This window comes from Nonomuraea roseola (assembly GCF_039535395.1).
Classification (GTDB): Bacteria; Actinomycetota; Actinomycetes; order Streptosporangiales; family Streptosporangiaceae; genus Nonomuraea; species Nonomuraea roseola.
This window is the reverse complement of record NZ_BAAAXC010000015.1, coordinates 4503496-4524166: the sequence shown is the minus strand read 5'-3', so window position 1 is coordinate 4524166 and position 20671 is coordinate 4503496. Positions and strand designations below refer to the sequence as shown.

The following is a 20671-nucleotide window of genomic DNA, read 5'->3' as shown; positions in this document are numbered from 1 at the left end:
GGTGTCTCATGGCCGGGGCCGTCACGGCCACCTGTCGTCCATCACCGCCTCGACCGGCTTGTCGATGACCTCCAGGCGTTCCAGCAGCGTCAGGAACGTGAAGGCATAGGGAGAGTGCTCGGTGACCGCCGCCACCCTGTTCCAGTCGACCTGCTCACGCAGCGCGCGCACCTGCGGAAGCAGCGATCCGTAGTCGCAGGCGTGCTCCGACATCGGCAGCAGCCAGGAGATCACCAGGTCGGTGGCCTCCAGTACCGGCACGATCACCGCCGAGGCCTTCAGCGGCTCGGCCCTGGCCAGCAACTCTTCGGTGACCGGCCGGTCGGAGATCCTGAAGATGAGGTCCACCAGGCGGCCCTCGTCGAACGCCTTCACCAGCCAGTCCTCGGGCGGTTTCGCGGTGGTGAAACCGACCCTGATCAGCGCCTCCAGCGCGGCGGGCACGTCCTTCTCCATGATCACGAAATCCACGTCATGCAGGGAAGGGGCGGCTCCTCTCGCGTAGGCGGCGCAACCTCCCGCGAGCGCGAACCGCACGCCCGCGTCCTTGAGCCCGGAGCTGGCTCGCTTCAACGTCTCCAAGATGGAATCGGTGACCTCGTGGCTGTGGCTGCCCATGTGGCGACAGCTACCCGCACGATCGGCGACTAGACCTGCCCGGCAGGGGTAGCGAGCCCTGCATGACAGAGATCACCGAGGAGTACGGCCGCCCTGTGGGCGGCTACCTGCGGATCATGGCGGCGTACGGCGGAGCCGTCACGGCCGCGGTCGCGCTGGCTGCCCTCCTGGGCAAGAAGCCTCCCGAGCGAGTGGGCGTTCTCGATCTCTTCCTCATGGGCGTGAGCACCCACCGGCTGTCGCGCACGCTGGCCAAGGACAGCGTGACGAGCCCGCTGCGCGCCCCGTTCACCAGGTTCAAAGGGGTCAGCGGCCCCGCCGAGCTGAAGGAGGAGCCGCGCGGCGCGGTGGGCGAGCTGGTCGCCTGCCCCTTCTGCCTGGCCCAGTGGATCGCCACCGCCTACGCCGCAGGCCTGGTCTTCGCCCCGCGGATGACACGCCTGGCGGGCTCGACGATGACGGCCGTGGCCGTCTCAGACTGGTTGCAGTTCGGCTATGCCAAGCTCATGAAGGAGGCGGAGTGAGAGAGTCCGAAGGCGAGCCCGGCGAGAGCCACAAGGAACGGGTGGATCGCGAGCTGGCCGAGTTGCTGCAGGGACTGCGGGTGGCGGTCACCGGGGTGCAGGTGCTGTTCGCCTTCCTGCTCACGCTCCCCTTTCAGGCAGGCTTCCCCAGGGTCGACACGCTGGGCCGATGGCTGTTCTTCGTGTCGCTGATGGCCGCGGCGTTCGCCTCGGTCTGCTTCATCACACCCGCCGCCCAGCATCGCCTCTTCTTCCGCACGGGACTGAAGGAGAAGATGCTGCACAGGGCCAACGAGCTGGGCGTGGCGGGCGCGGTGTTCCTCCTGATCGCGATGACCAGCGCGGTCGCGCTGGTCACCGAGACCGTGATCAACAACTGGCCCGCCGCGCTGTTCGCCGGCGCCGTGGCGGTGAGCGGCGCGTGGTTCTGGATCGTCCAGCCGCTCGTGGACCTCTACCGCAACCGCGGCAACACCTCCTCGGAGTAGAACGAGAAGAACGCGTCCTGGTCGGGTCCGATCTGGCTGATGTAGACCTCGTCGAACCCGGCGTCGACGTACTTCCTGATGGCCTCGGCGTGGACCTCGGGGTCGGGCCCGCAGGGGCTCGACCCCGCCGCCTCCTCCTCGGTGACCATCTCGGCCAGCTGCTCGAAGTGCCTGGGCAGCGGCAGGAGCTGAGCGGCCTCCCCCTTGACGCCCTGCGTGGGCCACAGCCGGTGGACCGTCGCCCTGGCCTGCGCCTCGTCGGGGGCGTAGCAGACCTTCAGGCCGCCCGCCGCGGGCTTGCCCTCGCCGCCCGACTTGTGGAACAGCTCCACCATCTCGGCGGCGGGGCCGGTGGAGATGTAGCCGTCGGCGATGCGGCCTGCCAGCTCGACGGACTTGGCGCCGAACCCTGACATGTAGATCGGCGGCGGCTGGTCGGGCAGGGTGTAGAGCCTGGCCGTGTCGACGCGGTAGTGGGCGCCCCTGTGCGTGACGAGGTCGCCCTGCCACAGCTTGCGCATGACCTCGACGGCCTCTTCGAGCATCTCCAGGCGTTCCTCGGCCGGCGGCCACGCCGAACCGGTGATGTGTTCGTTGAGCGCCTCGCCTGTGCCGACGCCCAGGCGGAAGCGGCCCTCGGTCATGGCGGCGCTGGTGGCGGCGGCCTGGGCGATGACGGCCGGGTGGATGCGGACCAGCGGGCACGTGACGGCGGTGGTGACGGGCAGCCGGGTGGTGGCGGCGACGCCGCCGATGACCGACCACACGAACGGGCTGTGGCCCTGCTCGTCGAGCCACGGGTGGTAGTGGTCGGAAATCCACAGCGCCTCGAAGCCTGAGCGCTCGGCCAGCTGGGCCTGCCGTACGAGCTCGTTGGGGCTGTGTTCCTCCGATGCCAGGAAATAGCCGAATGTTGTCATGAATCGGCCCATTCCCGCGGGGTTGAATGTTAGACGGCTTTCCTCTGGGGCAGCTCAGTTCCCATGGCTACTTTGCTCTGGATCATCGCAGTAATCCTCGTCATCGCTGGGATCTACGTGATCCTGGCCCGTCGCGACATTCTCTGGGGAATCGTCCTCATCGTACTCGGATTCCTCGTCGGCCCCGGAGGCGTCAGTATTTTCAATGTATGACCACCTCGGGTGGACAGGGACGAGCGCCCTGTCCGCCTGAGGCTTTGCCCAAAATAAGGCATGGCCCTGCCTTTCTCCCCTCCAGTGGGGCACAAGGCACACGTGAGCCAGGACAGTGCGGCCACCAAGGCCATGATCAGGGACCAGCTCGCCGTCCTCCGCAGGCGGATGCGGCGTGAGGCCGCCATCGACGAGGCGGTCTGCAGGCTCGCGGCGCGGATGAACGTCCGCCCCGACGAGGCGGCCGACCACCTCAGGCGGCTCTCGCGCGACAGCGGCATCGGCCTGCTGGAGGTCGCCAGGGACGTCACCCTGCCGCCCCTGGCGCAGGCGGAGACGTGCGAGCCCGTCGTCCCCGCGTGGATGACGGGGGTGCTGGAGGCGTTGCACGCCTCCGCCGCCTACCTGGTGCCCATCGAGGACGCGGGAGGGCGGGTGGTGGACTTCCTGGTCGCCGCCACCAGCCGGCACACGAAAGACGTCACAGGCCGCGGAGCAGACCAGCTCCGCGGCCGTCGTCTCGTCGAGACCAGTCCTGGCGTGGTGAAGTCGGGCGTCCTCGACGACTACCTGTCCGCCAGCTGGCCACCTGGCTCAACGACCTGATGTACCACAACAACGAGGGCGTCACCGCGACGGGCACCGCGATCATCGGGCACTTCGACCCCGCCGGCAGGACCCTCACGTGGACGAGCGCGGGCCATCCCTCCCCCGTGCTCGTGCGCCAGGGCAAGGCGACGCTGCTCGACCACTCGCCCTGCGTGATGATGGGCGCCTTCGAGTCCATGAGCTACGAGCTGACGACCACCGTCCTCGAGTCCGGCGACGTGCTGGTGCTCTACACCGACGGCATCGTCGAGCGGCGCGGCCTCGACGTCCAGGCGGGGCTCGACGCCCTGGTCGGCGCGGCGGCCGACTGCCACACCGACGACCCTGAGGAGAGCATCGCGTGCGTGCTCGCCCGCCTGGACGGCGACATCTCCGACGACGTGTGCGTCATCGCGCTGCGGGTGCTGTAGCCCCCTCCCAGGTCCTGAGGTAGGCCTCCGCGCCCGAGGCGAGGTCGTCCACGATCGGCTGGCCCGCCAGCTGTCTCAGATCCTCGATCCAGTCGGGCACCAGGCCGTAGTGCGCCACCCCGTCGACGTTGTAGTCCCAGACCCGCTCGCCCATGCGCGGTCTGTCCAGCGAGACGGCGCCGTCGAAGGAGACGAAGGGGTAGGTCACGGCGCTTCCCGCCCGTGGCGCGGGCAGCGGGCCGAGCCCGTTGGCGTCCAGGCCGTAGCCGTAGCCGGGACGTCCGCTCTCCTGTCGCAGCGGCTGGGTGCGCCGCCACTCCTCGGCGAACTCCTCGGCCGCGTGGCCGTACTGGGTGACCATGCCGCCCAGGCGGTAGATGCGCGGCAGGAAGGCGGGGTCGGCCCAGCTGTGGGAGGAGATGACGCCCGGGTAGCCGGCGGCCTCGAGCAGGTCGAGCGTCTGGTCGGCGGCCTTGACGCTCATATGGTCGATCTCGATCATCATGCCGCGCCGCATCATGCCCTCGACCATGTGGCGGCCGAGCGAGGTCAGCCCCTTGGGGTTGCAGTGCGGGGCGGGCGGGTAGACCGGCAGGCCGACGCCCGGCGGCAGCCATCGGGCCAGCTCGGGCGGGAGAACCGCGGGCGAGATCGGGTTGTCGTGCTCGGGCCCCCTGCACCTCTCGACCCGCCAGAAGCCACCCGAGGACAGCAGGTTGCCCAGGTTGACGATCGCGCCCTGGGTGCCCGAGTCGAAGCGCACGCCGCACAGCGCGTTGTCGTACTTGTGGCAGACGAACATGCTGCGCACGCCGAGCGCGTGCATCTCGTCGAGCCCTCGGTCGATCTGCGCCCTGGTGCAGTGCGGGACGCCGAGCGTGGTGCGGCAGCCGAACGGCTCGGAGGTCTCGACGCCGAGCACGACGGCGAGCTTGCCCGCCGCGATGACCTCGCGCGCCTCCGCGGGGCTCTTAACCACCCGGAACCAGCCGAGCCCAGGGCCGCCTGACAGCGTGTCGATGTGGTTCTGGAGCTCGACCGTGCGCTGGGCCTCGCGCCTGATCGCCCACATCTCGTCGCAGGGGTTGCTCTTCAGCGGGTAGATCTCGCACAGCTGCCTGTTGGCCACCAGGTCGTTGACCATGACGCGCAGGCCGCCACGCCACGCGCGCTCGATCCACTCGTAGTAGGCCTGCTGGTGGGTGAGGGAGTCGTGGGCCGGCCAGTCCTTGAAGGTCGGCCAGCCGACGGGGTCGTGGGTGCCGACCGGCGAGCCCGTCCTGGTGAAGTTCTCGAACCAGGCGGCCTCGCCGTTCGGGTGGTGGTCGAGGCAGTCGAGCAGCGCGCGGGCGGCGCCTGCCGGGTCGAACGGCTTGCCGCACAGCAGCTTGCCGCCGAACGCCTCATACGACATCAGATGGCTGTGAGCGTCCACGAACCCGCGCACGGGTGCGGACGGTGCGGGCGCGGGCGCGGCCATCGCGACCGCGCCCAGCAGGGCGATGAGAGCCAGGACACGGCGGAGGGCCATGCACTGACATCAACACCGAGCCACCGCTCGGTCAAGACCTAACATGAGTCGGACTCACTCAGGCAGTAGATGCCGTAGGCCCTGCCCAGGACCGGCAGCGCCACGTTGCGCACCCTGATGCCACCCGGTGTCATGCCCTTCTCCGCGCCCTTGTGGGCGTGACCGTGGAGGATGAGATCGGCCCCGACCGTGTCGACGGCCTCGGCCAGCAGGTAGCTGCCGAGGAAGGGGTAGATCTCCAGCGGCTCGCCCTCCAGGGTCTCCTTGACCGGCGAGTAGTGCGAGAGCACGACCTTGTAGTCGGTGTCGAGCTCCTTCAGCGCGCGCTGCCAGCTGTCGGCGATGCCCCTGGTGTGGTGGACGAAGTTCTTGATCTCACGCTCGCCGAACTCGCTGGCGCACTTGCCCGCGAAGCCGCCGCCGAAGCCCTTGCCGCCCACCACGCCCAGCCGCGCGCCGCGGCAGGTGATGACGGCCGACTCGTCGTCGAGCACGATGATGCCGTTGTCGCGCAGTTCGCTCATGATCTCGTACTGCAGGTCGGAGTGGTAGTCATGGTTGCCGAGAACGGCCACGACGGGGATCGGCAGGTCGCGGAACTCCTGGCCGACCAGCCTGCCCTCCGCTATCGTCCCGTGCCTGGTGAGGTCGCCCGCCAGCAGCAGGACGTCGGCCCTGTCCTCGATTCCGGTCAGCCGGGCACGGTACTTGCCCTGCACGTCGTCGCCCAGGTGCACGTCACCCACGGCCGCGATACGGAGCTCAGTCAAGATGCTCATCCTCTCCGGGCTCTCGGACCTGCACGACCTGGAGCTCGTTGTGGACGTGCAGCTCGGGCGCGGCCTCCTGAGCGACCCTTTCCATCTGCCGCCTGTGTTCCTCGCCGGTGACCTGGCCGCGCAGGAACAGCTGATCCCCCCGCACGTCGACGCGGATGCCCAGCTCATGGGTCCTGTCGTCCTCGGCGAGCGCCCGCTGGACGCGCGCCGCGACGTACTGCGGAGCCTCCATCGCTTCCTCCTTCGTCAAATCGCTCGCATGCCCGCTGCCGAACCGGTCAAACGGCTCTGATCAGCTCGATGACCGCCTTCTCCGGGTCTCCCTGCCCGATCGTCCTGCCCTGCTCGAAGGCCTCGATCACCCGGGGATCCACGTAGGAGGCGCGGGCGACGGCGGGGGTGTTTCCCAGATACTCGGCCACCTCCCGCATCACCTCGCTGACGTTTGCCGTGCGGGCCAGGCCGACGGCGGCGAGCACGGTGCCGTGCCAGGTGCGGAAGTCCTTGGCCGTCGCCTCGCAGCCGAGCGTCTCGCGCACGTAGTCGTTGATGTCGGCGCTGCGCACGTCCACCCACCCGTTCTCGTCGCGGTAGCGCAGCAGCTCGCCGTCGTGCCTGAGCGCCTTCAGCGACCTGATCACCTTGCAGGCCGAGGCGTCGGAGACCCGCACCTCGCGGGGGATGTCGCCCTTGGCGGGATAGCAGAAGACGACACTGCCGTTCGCGCAGCTGACGTGGTCCATCCTGAGCGTGGCCAGGCCGTACGACTCGTACTCCTCGCCGCCCACCCTGAAGAACCCGACGTCCAGCAGGCGGGCGGCCGCCGCGAGCACCCGCTCTCTGGCCAGCCCCTTGCTCTCCAGCTGCTCCTGGACGACCTTCCTGAAGGCCGGCAGCCGCTCGGCCATCTCCAGCACCCTGTCGAACTTGATCCGGTCCTGCTGGGCGCGCCACTCGTCGTGATAGCGGTACTGCCGCCGCCCCGCGGAGTCGGTGCCCGCGGCCTGCAGGTGCCCGTCGGGCGAACGGCAGATCCATACGTCCTTCCAGGCCGGAGGGATCACCAGCTCCCTGATCCTGCGCAGCGTGGCCTGATCGCGCACGGGACGCCCGTCGGGATAGGAGTAGCTGAACCCCCGCCCCCTGCGCCTGCGTCTGATTCCAGGCTCGTTCTGGTCACTGGGGTGCACGTGGCCCGGCTACCCGGCACGTTATGCGGCAAACAGCACGGGCAGGGGACGAACATGCATGACGATGACTACCGTCCCGAAGAGCACTCCTCTTCCGGCAAGCCCATGGTTCCTTCGACTCCCCGTGATGTCGTCCACATCAGGGCGGGCTCCTTCATCCTGGTCTTCCTCTTCGCGATCGGCGCGATCAGCATCATCGCGGGGATCGGCTGGCTGGCCATCGTTGCGGGCGTGCTGGTCGTGGCCACCATCGTGGACATCGTGCTGGCCGTAAGGCGGCAGAAAGAGCGTGGCGCGGGAGAGGCGGGTTGATGCGCTCGTCTCGCGTGGTGGTGGTCACGGGGGCGAGCGGTGGTGTGGGCAGAGCGGTGGCGCGTGAGCTGGGCGCGCGCGGCGACTCCGTCGCGCTGATCGCCAGGGGCACGACCGGACTGGCCGCCGCCGCGGTCGACGTGGGCACCGCGGGCGGCGCTGGGGTGGTCTATCCCGCCGACGTCTCCTCCTACGAGGAGGTACGGCAGGCCGCCGAAGGCGTCGAGCGCGACCTCGGGCCGATCGACGTGTGGATGAACGTCGCCTTCTCCTCGGTGTTCGCGCCCTTCTCCGAGGTGACCCCCGAGGAGTTCGAGCGGACCACGGCGGTGACGTACCTCGGCTACGTGTGGGGCACCAAGGTGGCGCTCGACCTGATGCGCCCGCGCGGCAAGGGCGTCGTGATCCAGGCCGGGTCCGCCCTGGCCTACAGGGGGATCCCGCTGCAGTCGGCCTACTGCGGCGCAAAGCACGCGATCAAGGGGTTCACCGAGTCGGTGCGCACCGAGCTGATGGCCGAGGGCAGCGGGGTGCGGGTGTGCATGGTCCAGCTGCCTGCGCTGAACACGCCGCAGTTCGACTGGGTGCTGTCGCGGCTGCGGCGGCACCCGCAGCCGGTGGCGCCGATCTTCCAGCCGGAGGTCGCGGCGCGGGCCCTGGTCCACGCCGCTGACCATCCCGAGCGCAGGGAGTACTGGGTCGGCTCCTCCACGGCGCTCACCCTGCTCGGTCAGCGCTTCGCGCCGGGGCTCGTCGACCGCTACCTGGCGAGAACGGGCAAGTCCTCGCAGATCGCGACCGACAAGCCGCCGACGGGCGTGGCCAACCTCTGGGAACCGGCCGACGAGGAGCACGACTACGGGGCGCACGGGAGCTTCGACGACAGGTCGCACGCTCACAGCGCGCAGCTCTGGCTCTCCACGCACCGCGGGCCCGTCCTCCTCACACTCGGCGCCGCGGCGGCGGGCGCCCTGGCCGCTCGCGCGCTTCGTAGGTGACACTGGCGCGCCGCTGACATAGCGAGAGCCGGGCGGGGTAGGCGGCGGGAAACCTTAGGAGGACCGATGCCCGAGCGGGATGTTCAGTACTTGTGTGAGTTGGCCATGCAACTACGGGTGGACTCGGTGCGGAGCTCCGACGCCGCAGGCTCAGGCCATCCGACCTCGTCGATGTCGGCGGCCGACCTCATGGCCGTCCTGTTCGCCCACCACCTCAGATACGACTTCGACCACCCCGACAATCCCGCCAACGACCATCTGATCTTCTCCAAGGGGCACGCCTCTCCCCTGCTCTACGCGCTCTACAAGGCGGCCGGCGCCATCACCGACGAGGAGATGCTGACCTTCAGGAAGAGGGGCAGCCGGCTGGAGGGGCACCCGACGCCGCGCCTTCCCTGGGTGGACGTGGCCACGGGCTCCCTTGGCCAGGGGCTGCCCGTGGGCGTGGGCGTGGCCCTGGCGGGCCGGCGCCTCGACCGCCTGCCGTACCACGTGTGGGTGCTGTGCGGGGACAGCGAGCTGGCGGAGGGCTCGATGTGGGAGGCCGCCGAGCACGCGGGTCACGAGGGGCTCGCCAACATCACCGCGATCGTGGACGTCAACCGCCTCGGTCAGCGGGGACCCACCAGGCACGGGTGGGACACCGGCGCGTACGCGCGCAGGTTCGGCGCCTTCGGCTGGCACACGATCGAGGTGGACGGGCACGATCCCGGCCAGATCGACTTCGCTCTCGGCGACGCCAGGAACACCCGCAGGCGGCCGACCGTCATCCTGGCCCGCACCCGCAAGGGCGAGGGCGTCAACGACGTGGACAACCGCGAGGGCGCGCACGGCAAGCCGCTGAAGGACGCCGAGCACGCGATCGTGGAGCTGGGCGGCGAGAGAGGCGTCACCGTCAAGGTCAGCCCGCCCGAGGTCTCCCGCCCTCCGCACACCTTCACCAGCGGGCCGCTGGAGCTGCCCTCCTATCCCCTCGGGGAGAAGGCGGCCACACGCAGCGCGTACGGCGCGGCGCTGAAGGCGCTCGGCGCGGCCCGTGGCGACGTGGTGGCGCTCGACGGCGAGGTGGCCGACTCCACCAAGACGGAGGAGTTCGCCCACGCCTTCCCCGATCGCTTCTTCGAGTGCTACATCGCCGAGCAGGAGATGATCGCCACGGCCGTCGGCCTGCAGGTGCGCGGCTGGGTGCCGTACGCGGCGACGTTCGCCGCCTTCCTCACCAGGGCCTACGACTTCATCAGGATGGCCGCGATCAGCGGCGCCGACCTGCGGCTGGTCGGCTCGCACGCGGGGGTGTCGATCGGCGAGGACGGCCCCTCCCAGATGGGGCTCGAGGACATGGCGATGCTACGCGCGCTCCACGGCACCACCGTGCTGTATCCATGCGACGCCAACCAGACCGCCGCGCTGGTCGCCGAGATGGCCGACGTCTCAGGCATCTCCTACCTGCGGACCACGCGAGGCGAGACCCCTGTCATCTACGAGCCGGGCGAGAGGTTCACCGTCGGCGGGTCGAGGGTGCTGCGGCACGCCTCCGACGACAGGGCCACCATCGTCGCGGCGGGGATCACCGTGCACGAGGCGCTGGCCGCGGCCGACCTGCTGAAGCAGGAGGGCATCTCCGTCGGGGTGGTGGACATGTACTCCGTCAAGCCCGTCGACAGGGCGGTGCTGAACGAGGCGGCCACCACGACGGGCACCCTCATCACGGTGGAGGACCACCGGCCCGAGGGCGGGCTGGGGGACGCCGTGCTGGAGGCGGTTTCGGAGCTGGGCCCCCGCGTGGTCAAGCTCGCGGTGCGCGGGATGCCCGGCTCCGCCGCCCCTGGCGAGCAGCTGGCCGACGCCGGGATCGGAAGGGACGCGATCGTGGCCGCGGTCAGGCGGCTGCTCTGAAAGCCAGGGGGATCCCGATGGGGTGCGGGATCCCCCTTTCAGCGCGATTTGGCGCTCTCGCGCCTGTTGGCCTTCTTGATGGCTTCGACCAGCTCGGACTTGGTCATCCTGGAGCGCCCTCTGACGCCGAGCCTGGCGGCCACGCCGTACAGGTGTTCCTTGCTGGCGTTGGCGTCCACGCCTTCGTCGGTCCGTCCTGAGCGGTCGGTCGCGCCCTTGTCGGAGGGACCCTTGCGCGCCTTCGGCTCCCAGTGGTCGCCGACCTTCTCGAAGGAGTGCTTCAAGGCCGAGAAGGCGGTCCGGTGGGCCCGCTCACCTTCGCCGTAGGTCTCGACGGCCGAGTCGTGGGCCTTGATCCACGTCTCCTGCGCCTTCCTGGGGGACCTGGCGATGGTCGACGGCATCTCCTGGCGTGCTGGCATGACAGCCCCCTTCCCGCTGTTTCTAGATCGTCGGAGGATCGGTGTAGCGTCGCTCCTCGTAGACCGTTGTCCTGTCCCTCTCCGTCTCCACCGGAGCCACGATCTCCCGCGTCACCCTGACCCTGTAGAGACCGAACAGCATCAGAGCGATGCCGCCCAGCATGAGGATGACGCCCACGACGTTGATGTCCAGGCCGGCGACGTCCCAGTCGACAGCCCACGTGAGCACGGCGCCGAGCATGATGAGGAAAATGCTTCCGGCGATGGTCATGGAATACCTCCCTAAAGCCAAGGAAACTTCTATCCCCATGTCGAGAAACAAACCCGTCGTCGTCGTCGGGCTGATGGGCTCGGGCAAGACCACCGTGGCGCTGCTGCTCGCGCAGGCCCTCGGCGTGCCGATGAGCGACAGCGACCCCTATCTCAGGGAGCGGTACGGCAGGAGCGCCGCCGAGATCGCGAAGGAGGAGGGCGCCGGCGTCCTGCACGAGCGGGAGGCCGAGCACGTCCTGAGCGCCCTGGGCGAGAACCAGGTGATCACCGCGGCCGCCAGCACCGTCGAACGCCCGGAGGTGCGCGAGGCGCTCAAGCGGGCGTTCGTGATCTGGCTGGACGCGACGCCCGAGGTGCTGGCCCAGCGGATGAAGTCGAGCGACCACCGCCCCGACTTCGACCCCGCCCTGATGAAGGCGCGCCGCGACCCGTACTTCAGGCAGATAGCCGACCTGCGCGTGGACGTGACCTCGACGCTTCCCCAGGAAGCGGCCGACAAAGCGCTTGACGCCATGTGATACCCAAGACGCATGTTCGCCACCAAACCCACCCTCGTCGGAGAGCTGGTCACGCTCCGCCCCGTCGGCCCTGAGCATGTCGCAGGTCTGCTCGAAGGCGTGCGTGACCCCGAGCTCCAGCGGCTGACCGGCTCGCACGCCGGCGCGGACGAGCCGGCTGCCCTGGCCCAGTGGTACGCCACCCGCAAGGACCACGCCGACCGTCTCGACCTGGCCGTCTGCCACGGCGAGGACTACGTGGGCGAGGTCGTGCTGAACGAGCTCGACGCCGACAACCTCTCCTGCAACCTGCGGATCATGCTGACCAGGCCGGGCAGGGGCTTCGGCACCGAGGCGATCAGATTGGTGCTCGACCACGCCTTCGCCACCACCCCGCTGCACCGCGTCAGCCTGGGCGTCTACGCCTTCAACGAGCGGGCCCTCCACGTGTACAAGAAGGTGGGCTTCGTCCAGGAAGGCGTGCTGCGCGACGCCCTGCTGTGGGAGGGCGAGTGGCACGACGAAATCGTGATGTCGGTGCTGCGCGAGGAATGGGTCACAACCAAACCTGGGATTGGCGCATCTAAGCTGCCGTGACAACGCGTTTGCTCCCGGGGGATCCGGACCGGCTGGGTGGCTACTGGCTGGCCGGGCGGCTCGGCTCGTGCTTCGACGCCTACGACAGCGGCGGCAGACGTTATGTGATCAAGATGGCGCGCGGCAGGGCGCCGTCGGTCGCGCCGCACTGCGTGGCCAGGGTGGTCGAGTCGGGGCCCGGCTACGTGGTCAGCGAGTTCGTGCAGGGCCCGAGCCTGCGTGAGGCCGTGGCGCACGCCGGCCCCTACGCCGGCGACCGGCTGCACCGGCTGGCCGTGGCACTGGCCACGGCGCTGGTCGCCATCCACGACGCGGGGGCAGCCCATCGCCACCTGGGGCCCGACTCCCTGCTGCTCGGCCCTGAGGGCCCCAAGGTCACAGGGGTGGGCACGGCGCGGACGCAGGGCCCCGCTCCCGAGGTCTTCACCGACAGCGCGGCCGGCGCGCCCGCCGACGTCTTCTCCTGGGGCGCGACCGTCCTGTTCGCGGCGACGGGGCGCGACCCCTTCGCCGCGGAGAGCCTGGGCGAGCTCATGCACGCGGTGCTGACCGTCGACCCCGACGTCGGCGACCTGCCCGAACCGCTCAGGTCGATGGCCGCCAGAGCGCTGGCCAAGCGGCCCGAAGACCGGCCCACGGCGCGCGAGCTGCTGATCGGGCTGACCGGCAGCGCCGAGCCCGCGGTGGGCGCGCACCTGGCCGCCGAGATCAGGCCGCCCGAGGACCTGTCGGGCTCCCGCCCGCTCGGCGAGGTGGCCGAGCAGGTCTACCAGGAGCTGCCGCCCGAGCAGCAGAGCGCGCTGCCCGAGCTGCTGCTGCGCATGCGCGAGCCGGGCAGGCTCCCCCTGGCCGAGGTCGAGGACGAGCCCGTGGTCGCCGCGCTGACCGAGGCGGGCCTGCTCGTACGGCGGAGCATCGCCGTCCCTCCCTCCGACCGCCCCGAGGGCCGCCTGGTGGCGGTCGCCGACGACTCGATAGGCCCGGTCAGCCCCGCGCTGTTCCACGCGTGGCCGAGGCTGCGCTCCTGGTCGGAGGATGTCACTCCGTTCAGGAGGCGAAGGCTGGTGCGCAGGGCCATGGTCGCGGGCCTGGCCGCCTGCGTGGCCATGGTGCTGGCCGTCACGGCCGTGACGGTACGGCAGGGCGCCGAGCGCCGGCACGAGACGGCGGAAACGGTCGCGCGGACGGTGGCGGCGCGGGCCGAGAGCCTGCGCAGCGCCGACCCCAGGACCGCGATGAAGCTCAGCGTGGCGGCGTGGAGGCTCGCCCCCGTGCCCGAGGCGCGCAACGCCCTGCAGCGCTCACTCGGCCAGACCGACCTGGGCGCCTTCACCGACCCAGGGCAGAGCGGCGGGGCCGCCTACCGGCTGGCCGACGACGGGAAGAGCCTGCTCAAGCAGCGCTCCGACCAGGTGGAGGTATGGGACCTGTCCACTGAGCGGCGGACGGCCGAGCACCGGCTCCCCGTGCCCGCCGACGCCTGGACCTCCCTCACCGGCGACGGCAGGGTCTACGCCGCGGGTGACGAGGCCGCGGTGCGGGTGTGGAACCTGGAGTCGGGCGCCGAGATCGAGGGCGAGTGGCCTGGCGGCAAGCCCGCGCTCCACGCGAGGGGCGAGCTTCTGTCGGTCTCGAACGGCTTCCGCACCAGACTCTACCGAGCGGGCGGCGACGCGGGCGGTGGCGGCGGCCCCTTGCTCGACGTGACGGACAGGGCGATCGCCACCTCCCCCGACGGCCGCTGGGCGGCGGTGTCCTCGGTGACGGGCGAGGTCGTGGTGTGGGATCTCGACCGGCGCAGGCGCCTCTACGCCCGTACGACGCAGCCGTCCGTCAGCACGATGCGGATCGAGTACCCGCCCACCACGGCGTTCAGCCCCGACGGCAGCCTGCTGGTGATCGGTGGCGGCGAGGGAGGGCTGGTCCTCCACACCGCCACAGGCGAGCCCGCGGCCACCCTCAGCCTGGCCGAACGCAGGACCGGCGTCTGGGGCCCGCTGGTCTTCTCACCTGACGGCCGCTACCTGCTCGAGCCGCTCGAACCCGAGGAGGTCGACCCCGCGAGGCGCGCACGGAGCGGTCCTGTGACGGACGCGCCCTCCCAGCGGCCGCCCGAACAGCGGCAGCCGGACGAGCCCGAGCTCGGCCAGGACGTCCGCCTGTGGGAGGTCCGTGAGGGCCGGCTGCTCGGCACCTTTCCGGCCAGGAAGGCGACGGGAGACTTCGCCTTCTCCGCCGACGGAAGGGCCCTCCGCTACACCGCCGAGGGCGGCAGGGTGCTGTCGCTCGACGTCTCCGACGTGCTCACCGATGCTCCCCGGCAGGAGACCGTGGCGCTGAGCGCCACCACGCAGGCCGCGTACGCCCCCGCCCAGCGCCTGCTCTCGCCCGACGGCAGGATCGCCGCGATCGGGGCGGAGTCCTCGACCAGGCTCTACGACGTCGAGGCGCGCAGACCTCTCGGCGACCTGCCCGCTGCGGGCGAGCTGTCCTTCGACGCGCGCGGCAGACTGCTGGCCGTGGCAGGGAAGCCGGCCACCACCGTCTGGAACGTCGACACGCGCGAGAGAGTCGCCGAGGTGCCGACAGGCGAGGTTTTCGCCGTGGCGCTGTCGCCCGACGGCGAGTTGCTGGCGACCTCCGGCGACGGTGGGCTGAGGCTGTGGAGTGTCCCCGAGGGCAGGCAGGTCAAGGGCCCCCTCGACACGATCAGGACGCCGCTGGCCTTCACGCCCGACGGCAGGCGGCTGTTCGCCGGTGATGACGTGGTCGAGCCGGCGACCGGCACCGTCAAGGAGACGGGAGGCGGCAGCACCATCGCCACCGCCTTCAGCCCCGACAGCCGATGGGGCGCCTTCATCACCGACGCCGACTTCTTCTTCGTGTGGGAGCTGTCCACCTGGCCGAAGCGGCAGGTCATGAAGGCGTCCGGGTACGGCACCGGCATCAGGTTCTCCCCCGACGGCAAGCTGATCGCGATGACCGGCGAGTACACCTCGCTGTGGGACGCGGCCACGCTGCACGAGATCAGCAGGGTGCCGCTGGGGCAGGACGTCGCCGACGTCGCCTTCAGCGCCGACGGGACCCGCCTGATCGGGCTCCTGAAGGACGGCACCGTGCGCGAGAGCCCCGTCGACCCCTCCATGGCCGCGGAGGCGGTGTGCGCCAAGGCGGGAGGCGCGCTGGACGAAGAGGGCTGGAAGCGGCTTTTCCCTGAAACGCCCTATCCCGGCGGGATGTGTTCCTGAGCGGCTCTAGGGTTGCGCTCATGGATCCCGTCCTCAGCCGCCGCGCTCTCAACAGGGCCACCCTCGACAGGCAGCTCCTGATCACCAGGACCACCAGGCCGGTCATCGAGGTCGTCGAGCACGTGGCGGGGCTGCAGGCGCAGACCCCGCACTCCTGGTACACGGGCCTGTGGAACCGCATCGAGGACTTCCGCCCCGAGGACGCCGCCGAGCTGCTCGAGAGCAGGCAGATCGTCCGCATCGCGCTCCAGCGTTCGACCATCCACCTGGTGAGCGCCCGCGACTGCCTGGCCATGCGGCCGCTGGTGCAGGTCGTGACCGAGCGCATGACACGCTCCGCCTTCGGCAGGAAGCTGGAGGGCGTCGACCTCGACGAGCTGGCCGCGCTCGGGCGCTCGCTGCTGGAGCAGGGGCCGATGACGTTCGCCGCGCTGGGCAGGGCGCTGGGCGAGCGCTGGCCCGGCCACGACCAGCACGCGCTCGGGCAGGGCATGCGCTGGCTGGTGCCGCTGGTGCAGGTGCCGCCGCGAGGGGTGTGGGGCAGGAGCGGGCCGATCGCCCACACCAGCGCCGCGTCGTGGCTGGGGTTCGAGGCACCCGCGATGACGCCCGGCGAGCTGGTGCTGCGCTACCTGAGGGCCTTCGGCCCGGCCGGGGTGAAGGACGTGCAGACGTGGTCGGGGCTGACGCGCCTGTCGGAGGTGGTCTCGTCGCTCGACCTGGTGACCTACCGCGACCCCTCGGGGCGGGTGCTGTACGACCTTCCCGACGCCGAGCTGCCGCCGGAGGATCTGCCGGTGCCCGTGCGGTTCATGTACGACTTCGACAACCTCTTCCTCTCGCACGAGGACCGCTCCAGGGTGGTCGAGCACGTGGCCGTGCTCAGGCGGTTCGTCCCCTACAACGTGCAGCCGAGGACGATCCTGGTGGACGGGTTCCCCGCGGGCGACTGGACGACGGCTCGGGCGAAGGGGACGACGACGCTGACCATCCACCGGTGGGAGCCGTTCGACCCTGCCGAGGCGGTCGAGGAGGCCGGGCGGCTCCTGGCCTTCCTGGCGCCGGGGGACCATCACGACGTCGTGGTCTCGGAAGGCCCCTCCAAGACGTGAAGCCCGCTCACCGGCCGAGGTTCCCCATGGAAGGGCTGCTCAGGGTCACTACCCTGGTGGCGTGCTGAGTAGTAATCGCCTGCGGGTGCTCCTCGAAGTGTTCAGGACGGGGAGCATCGCGGGCGCGGCCAGGGTGCTGAGGCTCTCGCCTTCGGCGGTCTCCCACCAGCTGTCCCGTCTGGAACAGGAGGCGGGCGTCGGGCTGGTGGAGCGCAACGCCCAGAGCCTGCGCCTGACCGAGGCGGGTCGCCGCCTGGCGCTCAGGGCGCAGGAGGTCGTGGACATCATCGAGGCGGCGGAGAAGGACCTGCTCGCCCAGGCCAGGGTGGACGCGGGCGAGCTGCGCATCGGCTTCTTCGCCTCCGCGGGCTACCGGCTGCTGCCCCTGGCGCTGTCGCGCTTCGCCTCCAGGTATCCACAGGTGGCGCTCGACCTGGTGGAGGGCCAGCCGTACGAGCTGCTGCCCGATCTGGAGCGCGGCGCGCTCGACGTGCTGGTGGTCTTCGAGCACGCCCTCGACCCGTGGAAGTGCCCCGAGGGGGTGGAGGTGGTGCACCTGTTCGACGAGCCGCAGCTGCTGGTCGTGCCCGCAGGCCACCCCGCGGGCCTGCGGCCCAAGGTACGGCTGGCGGAGCTGGCCGACGAGCCGTGGATCACGACGTTCGGCGCCGACCACCCCGTGTCGATCCTGGAGCGGGCCAGCACGCTGGAGGGCTTCTCCCCGCAGATCCGCTGCCGCAGCGACCACTACGAGGTGACCATCGGGCTCGTGCGGGCCGGGCTCGGTGTGGCGCTGGTGCCGAGCCTCGGCCTGCACGGCGCCTCGGGGCTGCAGATCTGCCGCCTGGCGACGCCGAACCTGTTCCGCAGGATCGGCGTCGCGCGAAGGCCGACCAACCCCAATCCCGCCGCGATCTCGTTCCTGGCCTATCTGCGCACGGCCTCGGCCCAGCTCAGGAACTCACTGGAGCCCGCGCTCAGGTGAGGCGAGGGCCAGCCCCGCCTGCCGTACGGCGGTGGCCAGCTCGTGGTCGCTGCCGGGCGGCCCGCAGGCGAGCACCGCGTAGGCCACCCGTCCTGACATGATCCCGACGTCGGTCCTGACGCCGTCGTCCGTGCCGGTCTTGTTGGCCAGCCAGCCGCCCTCCGGGTCGTGCCTGACCAGAGCGGGCACGAGGCTGTGGTCGGTGTTCTGCCGCATCCAGCCGCGCATGAGCACCTGCCAGCCCTCCTCGCCGCTGACCAGGACGGCCAGCGAGACCAGCTCGGCCGCGGTGCCGATGGCGAAGGTCGGCGGGTGCTCGGGGCCCCTGGGCTCCCTGACGCGGTCGAGCAGCCTGGTCCTCGACAGGCCGAGCGCGGCGGCCGCGGCGTTGACGCGCTCCACGCCGACCCTGCGCAGCAGCGCGTTGGTCGCGGTGTTGTCGCTGATCGCGGCGGTGAGCAGGGCGAGGTCGCCGACGGTCCACGCCCTGTTCGAGAGCGAGGTCAGCAGCCCGGACCCTGCGCAGTAGTCGTCGTCGAGCAGCTCGACGGGCTCGTCCGCTCCCAGGATGCCGCCCTCGATGCTCATCGCCACCTCGGCCAGCAGCAGCAGCTTGCCGACGCTGGCCAGAGGGAGCTCGAGGTCCTCGTTGACGCCGTGGGCCTCCCCCGTGCGCAGGTCGCGTGTCGCCATGGCGAGCGTGATGGCGTTCACAGGGCGAGGATCCTTCCAGGTCGCCTGGCGGTGAGCGTGCCGTCCTCGACGGCCACCTCGCCCGCGACGACGACCGCGGCCAGGCCGGTGGGCGGCAGCAGCGGGTCGGTGTAGGTGGCGCCGTCGGCCACGGTGCGGGGGTCGAGGATCACCAGGTCGGCGTGGGCGCCGTCGCGCACCACTCCCCTGCCGTCGAGGCCGAAGCGCTCGGCCGCCATGCCGGTCATCTTGTGCACGGCCGTCTCCAGGGGGAACAGGGCCTGGTCGCGGGAGTAGCGTCCGAGGACCCTCGGGAAGGTGCCGGCCAGGCGGGGGTGAGGACGGCCGGGCTTGGGCACGCCGTCCGAGCCGATCATGGCGAACTCGCTGGCGAGGACGCGCAGGACGTCGTCCTCGCGCATCGAGTGACTGATGATCGTCACCTCGCCCTGCTCGGCGAGCAGCAGCTCGGCGGCGGCGTCGAAGGGGTCGCCGCCCAGCTCGGCGATCGTGCGGCCCTCCACCTCGGGGTGGCCGGTGGCGCCCGCCACCGAGATGCGGTCCCATCCGCCGTTGCCGACGGTGTTCTCCCAGCCGGGCACGCCCTCGGCGATGGCCCTGCGCATCCGCTCGCGCTCGGCCCTGTCGCGCAGCCTCTCGAGCAGCGCCTCGGTGCCGCCGTCGTTGGCCCACGGGGGGAACATCGCCGACAGGGAGGTGCTGCCCTCGGTGTAGGGGTAGACGTCGCAGGTGATGTCGAGGCCCTGCTCGCGCAGCGCGGCGATGCGCGGCAGGGTGCGCTCGGTCCTGCCCCAGCCGTGCCTGCCGGCGGTCTTGTGGTGGCTGACGTGGAGCGCGGCGCCGCTCGCCCTGGCGATCTCGACCGCCTCCTCCAGCGCCTCCTCGACGCGCGACATCTCGTCTCGCAGGTGCGTGACGTACGGCCTGCCGTACCGTGCGGCCACCCTGGCCAGCGCGACGACCTCGGCGGTGTCGCCGTAGGTGCCGGGGGTGTAGATGAGGCCGGTGGACAGGCCCGCCGCGCCCGCCGCCAGCGCCTCGTCGAGCAGGGCGCACATGGTCTCGAGCTCGCGGGCGGTGGCCGGGCGGTCCTCGTAGCCCATCACGCCCGCTCTGAGGGTGCCGTGCCCGACGAGCGAGGTGAGATGGTTCGATCGCGGGGCCTGCCGGTGCGCCTCCACGAACGCCCCGTAGTCCTGGAAGATCGGGATGTCGCCGCCGAAGCCCGCCCTGCTGGACCTGCGCAGGGCGGGAACGCGCTCGGGCAGGGCGGGAAAGAGGCTGGACCCGCAGTTGCCGCAGATCTCTGTGGTGACGCCCATCCGCACGGGGGCGGCGGCCAGTTGCCTGCCCCGCTTGCCGAGCAGGGTCACGGCGTCGGAGTGGGTGTGCACGTCGATGAAGCCGGGGGTCACCACGAGCCCTTCGGCGTCGATCACCCTGGCCGCGCCGCGCTCCTCGGCGACCGCGGGGTCGCGGGGGAACAGGACGACGCGACCGGCCGCGACGCCGACGTCGGCAAGGCGCAGGGGGGCGCCGGTCCCGTCGGCGACCAGTGCCCCGCGGATCAGCAACTCGAGGTTCACAGGACCTGCCCGAGGAAGGCGCGGGTGCGGTCGTGCTGAGGGTTGGACAGGACCTCGCGCGGCGGCCCCTCCTCCACGATCACACCGTCGTCGATGAACACCAGATGGTCACCCGCCTCCCTCGCGAAGCCCATCTCGTGGGTCACCACGATCATCGTCATCCCGCTGGCCGCCAGGTCGCGCATGACCTGCAGCACCTCCTGCACGAGTTCGGGGTCGAGCGCGCTGGTCGGCTCGTCGAACAGCATCACCTTGGGACTCATGGCCAGGCTGCGCGCGATCGCCACGCGCTGCTGCTGCCCGCCCGACAGCTGGCTGGGATAGTGCCCTGCCCTGTCGGCGAGCCCCACCCTGTCGAGCAGCGCGAGCGCCTGCCGTCTCGACTCCGGCCGGGCGACGCCCTTCACCGTGCGGGGGCCCTCCATGACGTTCTCAAGCGCGGTCATGTGCGGGAACAGGTGGAAGCGCTGGAAGACCATCCCGATCTCCTGGCGCTGCCCGCACAGCTCCTCAGGACGCAGGTGGTGCAGCTTTCCCGCCTTCTCGCTGAAGCCGATGAGCTCACCGTCCACCCAGACGCGTCCCGAGTCGATCGTCTCCAGGCGGTTCACGCAGCGCAGCAGCGTGGACTTGCCCGAACCCGAGGGGCCGACCACGCAGACGACGCCGCCCGACGGCACGTCGAGGCTGACGCCCCTCAGCACCTCGAGACGCCCGAAGCGCTTCCGCACTGATTCGATCTTCACCAT

Annotated in this window: 24 protein-coding genes; 13 read left to right on the top strand and 11 right to left on the bottom strand. The window is 70.8% G+C overall.

The window, feature by feature from the left end; genetic code table 11:
* Positions 1-21: 21 nt before the first annotated feature.
* The gene (locus ABFX55_RS44915) at positions 22-573 is read right to left on the bottom strand and encodes a nucleotidyltransferase (RefSeq protein ID WP_346129850.1); all 552 of its coding nucleotides are present in this window, start codon (positions 571-573) and stop codon (positions 22-24) included.
* A gap of 107 nt (positions 574-680) precedes the next feature.
* On the opposite strand from ABFX55_RS44915, the gene ABFX55_RS44910 reads away from it, so the two are divergent.
* Positions 681-1142, top strand: a complete 462-nt coding sequence (locus ABFX55_RS44910; protein ID WP_346129848.1) for a DUF1360 domain-containing protein — start codon at positions 681-683, stop codon at positions 1140-1142.
* A complete protein-coding gene (locus tag ABFX55_RS44905) occupies positions 1139-1630 on the top strand; it encodes a DUF6328 family protein (protein ID WP_346129846.1) in 492 nt (163 codons plus the stop codon). The genes ABFX55_RS44910 and ABFX55_RS44905 overlap by 4 nt, the downstream gene beginning before the upstream one ends.
* On the opposite strand, the gene ABFX55_RS44900 is transcribed toward ABFX55_RS44905, so the two are convergent.
* Positions 1597-2550 (bottom strand): TIGR03557 family F420-dependent LLM class oxidoreductase, encoded by a 954-nt coding sequence (locus ABFX55_RS44900; RefSeq protein WP_346129844.1) that lies wholly within the window; start codon positions 2548-2550, stop codon positions 1597-1599. The genes ABFX55_RS44905 and ABFX55_RS44900 overlap by 34 nt on opposite strands.
* A gap of 63 nt (positions 2551-2613) precedes the next feature.
* Here ABFX55_RS44900 and ABFX55_RS44895 point away from each other — a divergent pair, with 63 nt between their 5' ends.
* The 3 genes from ABFX55_RS44895 (at position 2614) to ABFX55_RS44885 (ending at position 3782) form a co-directional block, all read left to right on the top strand.
* Positions 2614-2763 (top strand): GPGG-motif small membrane protein, encoded by a 150-nt coding sequence (locus ABFX55_RS44895; protein ID WP_164903902.1) that lies wholly within the window; start codon positions 2614-2616, stop codon positions 2761-2763.
* A gap of 102 nt (positions 2764-2865) precedes the next feature.
* Positions 2866-3369, top strand: a complete 504-nt coding sequence (locus ABFX55_RS44890; RefSeq protein WP_346129842.1) for an ANTAR domain-containing protein — start codon at positions 2866-2868, stop codon at positions 3367-3369.
* Entirely contained in the window at positions 3369-3782 is a 414-nt protein-coding gene (locus ABFX55_RS44885; RefSeq protein WP_346129840.1) for a PP2C family protein-serine/threonine phosphatase, read from the top strand. The genes ABFX55_RS44890 and ABFX55_RS44885 overlap by 1 nt, the downstream gene beginning before the upstream one ends.
* Here ABFX55_RS44885 and ABFX55_RS44880 read toward each other — a convergent pair.
* From ABFX55_RS44880 to ABFX55_RS44865, 4 genes are read right to left on the bottom strand one after another with little or no spacing between them, the layout of a single operon-like run.
* A complete protein-coding gene (locus tag ABFX55_RS44880; RefSeq protein ID WP_346129838.1) occupies positions 3760-5313 on the bottom strand; it encodes a membrane dipeptidase in 1554 nt (517 codons plus the stop codon). The genes ABFX55_RS44885 and ABFX55_RS44880 overlap by 23 nt on opposite strands.
* A 38-nt stretch (positions 5314-5351) precedes the next feature.
* Positions 5352-6092 (bottom strand): metallophosphoesterase family protein, encoded by a 741-nt coding sequence (locus ABFX55_RS44875; protein WP_346129836.1) that lies wholly within the window; start codon positions 6090-6092, stop codon positions 5352-5354.
* Complete coding sequence (locus tag ABFX55_RS44870; protein WP_183656660.1) at positions 6076-6324, bottom strand: BON domain-containing protein; 249 nt, start codon at positions 6322-6324, stop codon at positions 6076-6078. The genes ABFX55_RS44875 and ABFX55_RS44870 overlap by 17 nt, the downstream gene beginning before the upstream one ends.
* Before the next feature lie 46 nt (positions 6325-6370).
* Positions 6371-7282, bottom strand: coding sequence for a DNA topoisomerase IB (locus tag ABFX55_RS44865; protein WP_346129834.1), 912 nt, complete (start codon positions 7280-7282; stop codon positions 6371-6373).
* Between the two features lie 54 nt (positions 7283-7336).
* Between ABFX55_RS44865 and ABFX55_RS44860 the strand changes: the two genes are divergently transcribed.
* The 3 genes from ABFX55_RS44860 (at position 7337) to ABFX55_RS44850 (ending at position 10488) form a co-directional block, all read left to right on the top strand.
* Entirely contained in the window at positions 7337-7594 is a 258-nt protein-coding gene (locus tag ABFX55_RS44860) for a hypothetical protein (protein WP_183656655.1), read from the top strand.
* On the top strand, positions 7594-8592 hold the full coding sequence (locus ABFX55_RS44855; RefSeq protein ID WP_346129832.1) for an SDR family oxidoreductase: 999 nt from the start codon (positions 7594-7596) through the stop codon (positions 8590-8592). Before ABFX55_RS44860 ends, ABFX55_RS44855 begins: the two co-directional genes overlap by 1 nt.
* A 66-nt stretch (positions 8593-8658) precedes the next feature.
* The gene (locus tag ABFX55_RS44850; protein ID WP_379479043.1) at positions 8659-10488 is read left to right on the top strand and encodes a transketolase; all 1830 of its coding nucleotides are present in this window, start codon (positions 8659-8661) and stop codon (positions 10486-10488) included.
* A gap of 38 nt (positions 10489-10526) precedes the next feature.
* Here ABFX55_RS44850 and ABFX55_RS44845 read toward each other — a convergent pair whose 3' ends face one another.
* Together ABFX55_RS44845 and ABFX55_RS44840 are read right to left on the bottom strand one after the other, a co-directional pair.
* Positions 10527-10910, bottom strand: a complete 384-nt coding sequence (locus ABFX55_RS44845) for a ChaB family protein (RefSeq protein WP_346129828.1) — start codon at positions 10908-10910, stop codon at positions 10527-10529.
* A 22-nt stretch (positions 10911-10932) separates the two neighbouring features.
* Entirely contained in the window at positions 10933-11181 is a 249-nt protein-coding gene (locus ABFX55_RS44840; RefSeq protein ID WP_183656643.1) for a DUF6458 family protein, read from the bottom strand.
* A 37-nt stretch (positions 11182-11218) separates the two neighbouring features.
* Between ABFX55_RS44840 and ABFX55_RS44835 the strand changes: the two genes are divergently transcribed.
* From ABFX55_RS44835 to ABFX55_RS44815, 5 genes are all read left to right on the top strand, one after another.
* On the top strand, positions 11219-11701 hold the full coding sequence (locus ABFX55_RS44835; protein WP_183656641.1) for a shikimate kinase: 483 nt from the start codon (positions 11219-11221) through the stop codon (positions 11699-11701).
* A gap of 12 nt (positions 11702-11713) precedes the next feature.
* On the top strand, positions 11714-12277 hold the full coding sequence (locus tag ABFX55_RS44830; RefSeq protein WP_346129826.1) for a GNAT family N-acetyltransferase: 564 nt from the start codon (positions 11714-11716) through the stop codon (positions 12275-12277).
* Entirely contained in the window at positions 12274-15525 is a 3252-nt protein-coding gene (locus tag ABFX55_RS44825; RefSeq protein ID WP_346129824.1) for a protein kinase domain-containing protein, read from the top strand. Before ABFX55_RS44830 ends, ABFX55_RS44825 begins: the two co-directional genes overlap by 4 nt.
* A 20-nt stretch (positions 15526-15545) precedes the next feature.
* A complete protein-coding gene (locus ABFX55_RS44820; RefSeq protein ID WP_346129822.1) occupies positions 15546-16637 on the top strand; it encodes a winged helix DNA-binding domain-containing protein in 1092 nt (363 codons plus the stop codon).
* Positions 16638-16698: 61 nt separating this feature from the next.
* The gene (locus ABFX55_RS44815; protein ID WP_346129821.1) at positions 16699-17622 is read left to right on the top strand and encodes a LysR family transcriptional regulator; all 924 of its coding nucleotides are present in this window, start codon (positions 16699-16701) and stop codon (positions 17620-17622) included.
* On the opposite strand, the gene ABFX55_RS44810 is transcribed toward ABFX55_RS44815, so the two are convergent.
* Genes ABFX55_RS44810 through ABFX55_RS44800 form a run of 3 tightly spaced genes read right to left on the bottom strand, consistent with a single transcriptional unit; the run spans position 17599 to position 20671 of the window.
* On the bottom strand, positions 17599-18336 hold the full coding sequence (locus ABFX55_RS44810; RefSeq protein ID WP_346129819.1) for a serine hydrolase: 738 nt from the start codon (positions 18334-18336) through the stop codon (positions 17599-17601). The two genes, ABFX55_RS44815 and ABFX55_RS44810, sit on opposite strands and share 24 nt — an antisense overlap.
* Positions 18333-19922, bottom strand: a complete 1590-nt coding sequence (locus ABFX55_RS44805) for an N-acyl-D-amino-acid deacylase family protein (RefSeq protein WP_346129817.1) — start codon at positions 19920-19922, stop codon at positions 18333-18335. Before ABFX55_RS44805 ends, ABFX55_RS44810 begins: the two co-directional genes overlap by 4 nt.
* Positions 19919-20671, bottom strand: coding sequence for an amino acid ABC transporter ATP-binding protein (locus tag ABFX55_RS44800; RefSeq protein WP_346131439.1), 753 nt, complete (start codon positions 20669-20671; stop codon positions 19919-19921). The genes ABFX55_RS44805 and ABFX55_RS44800 overlap by 4 nt, the downstream gene beginning before the upstream one ends.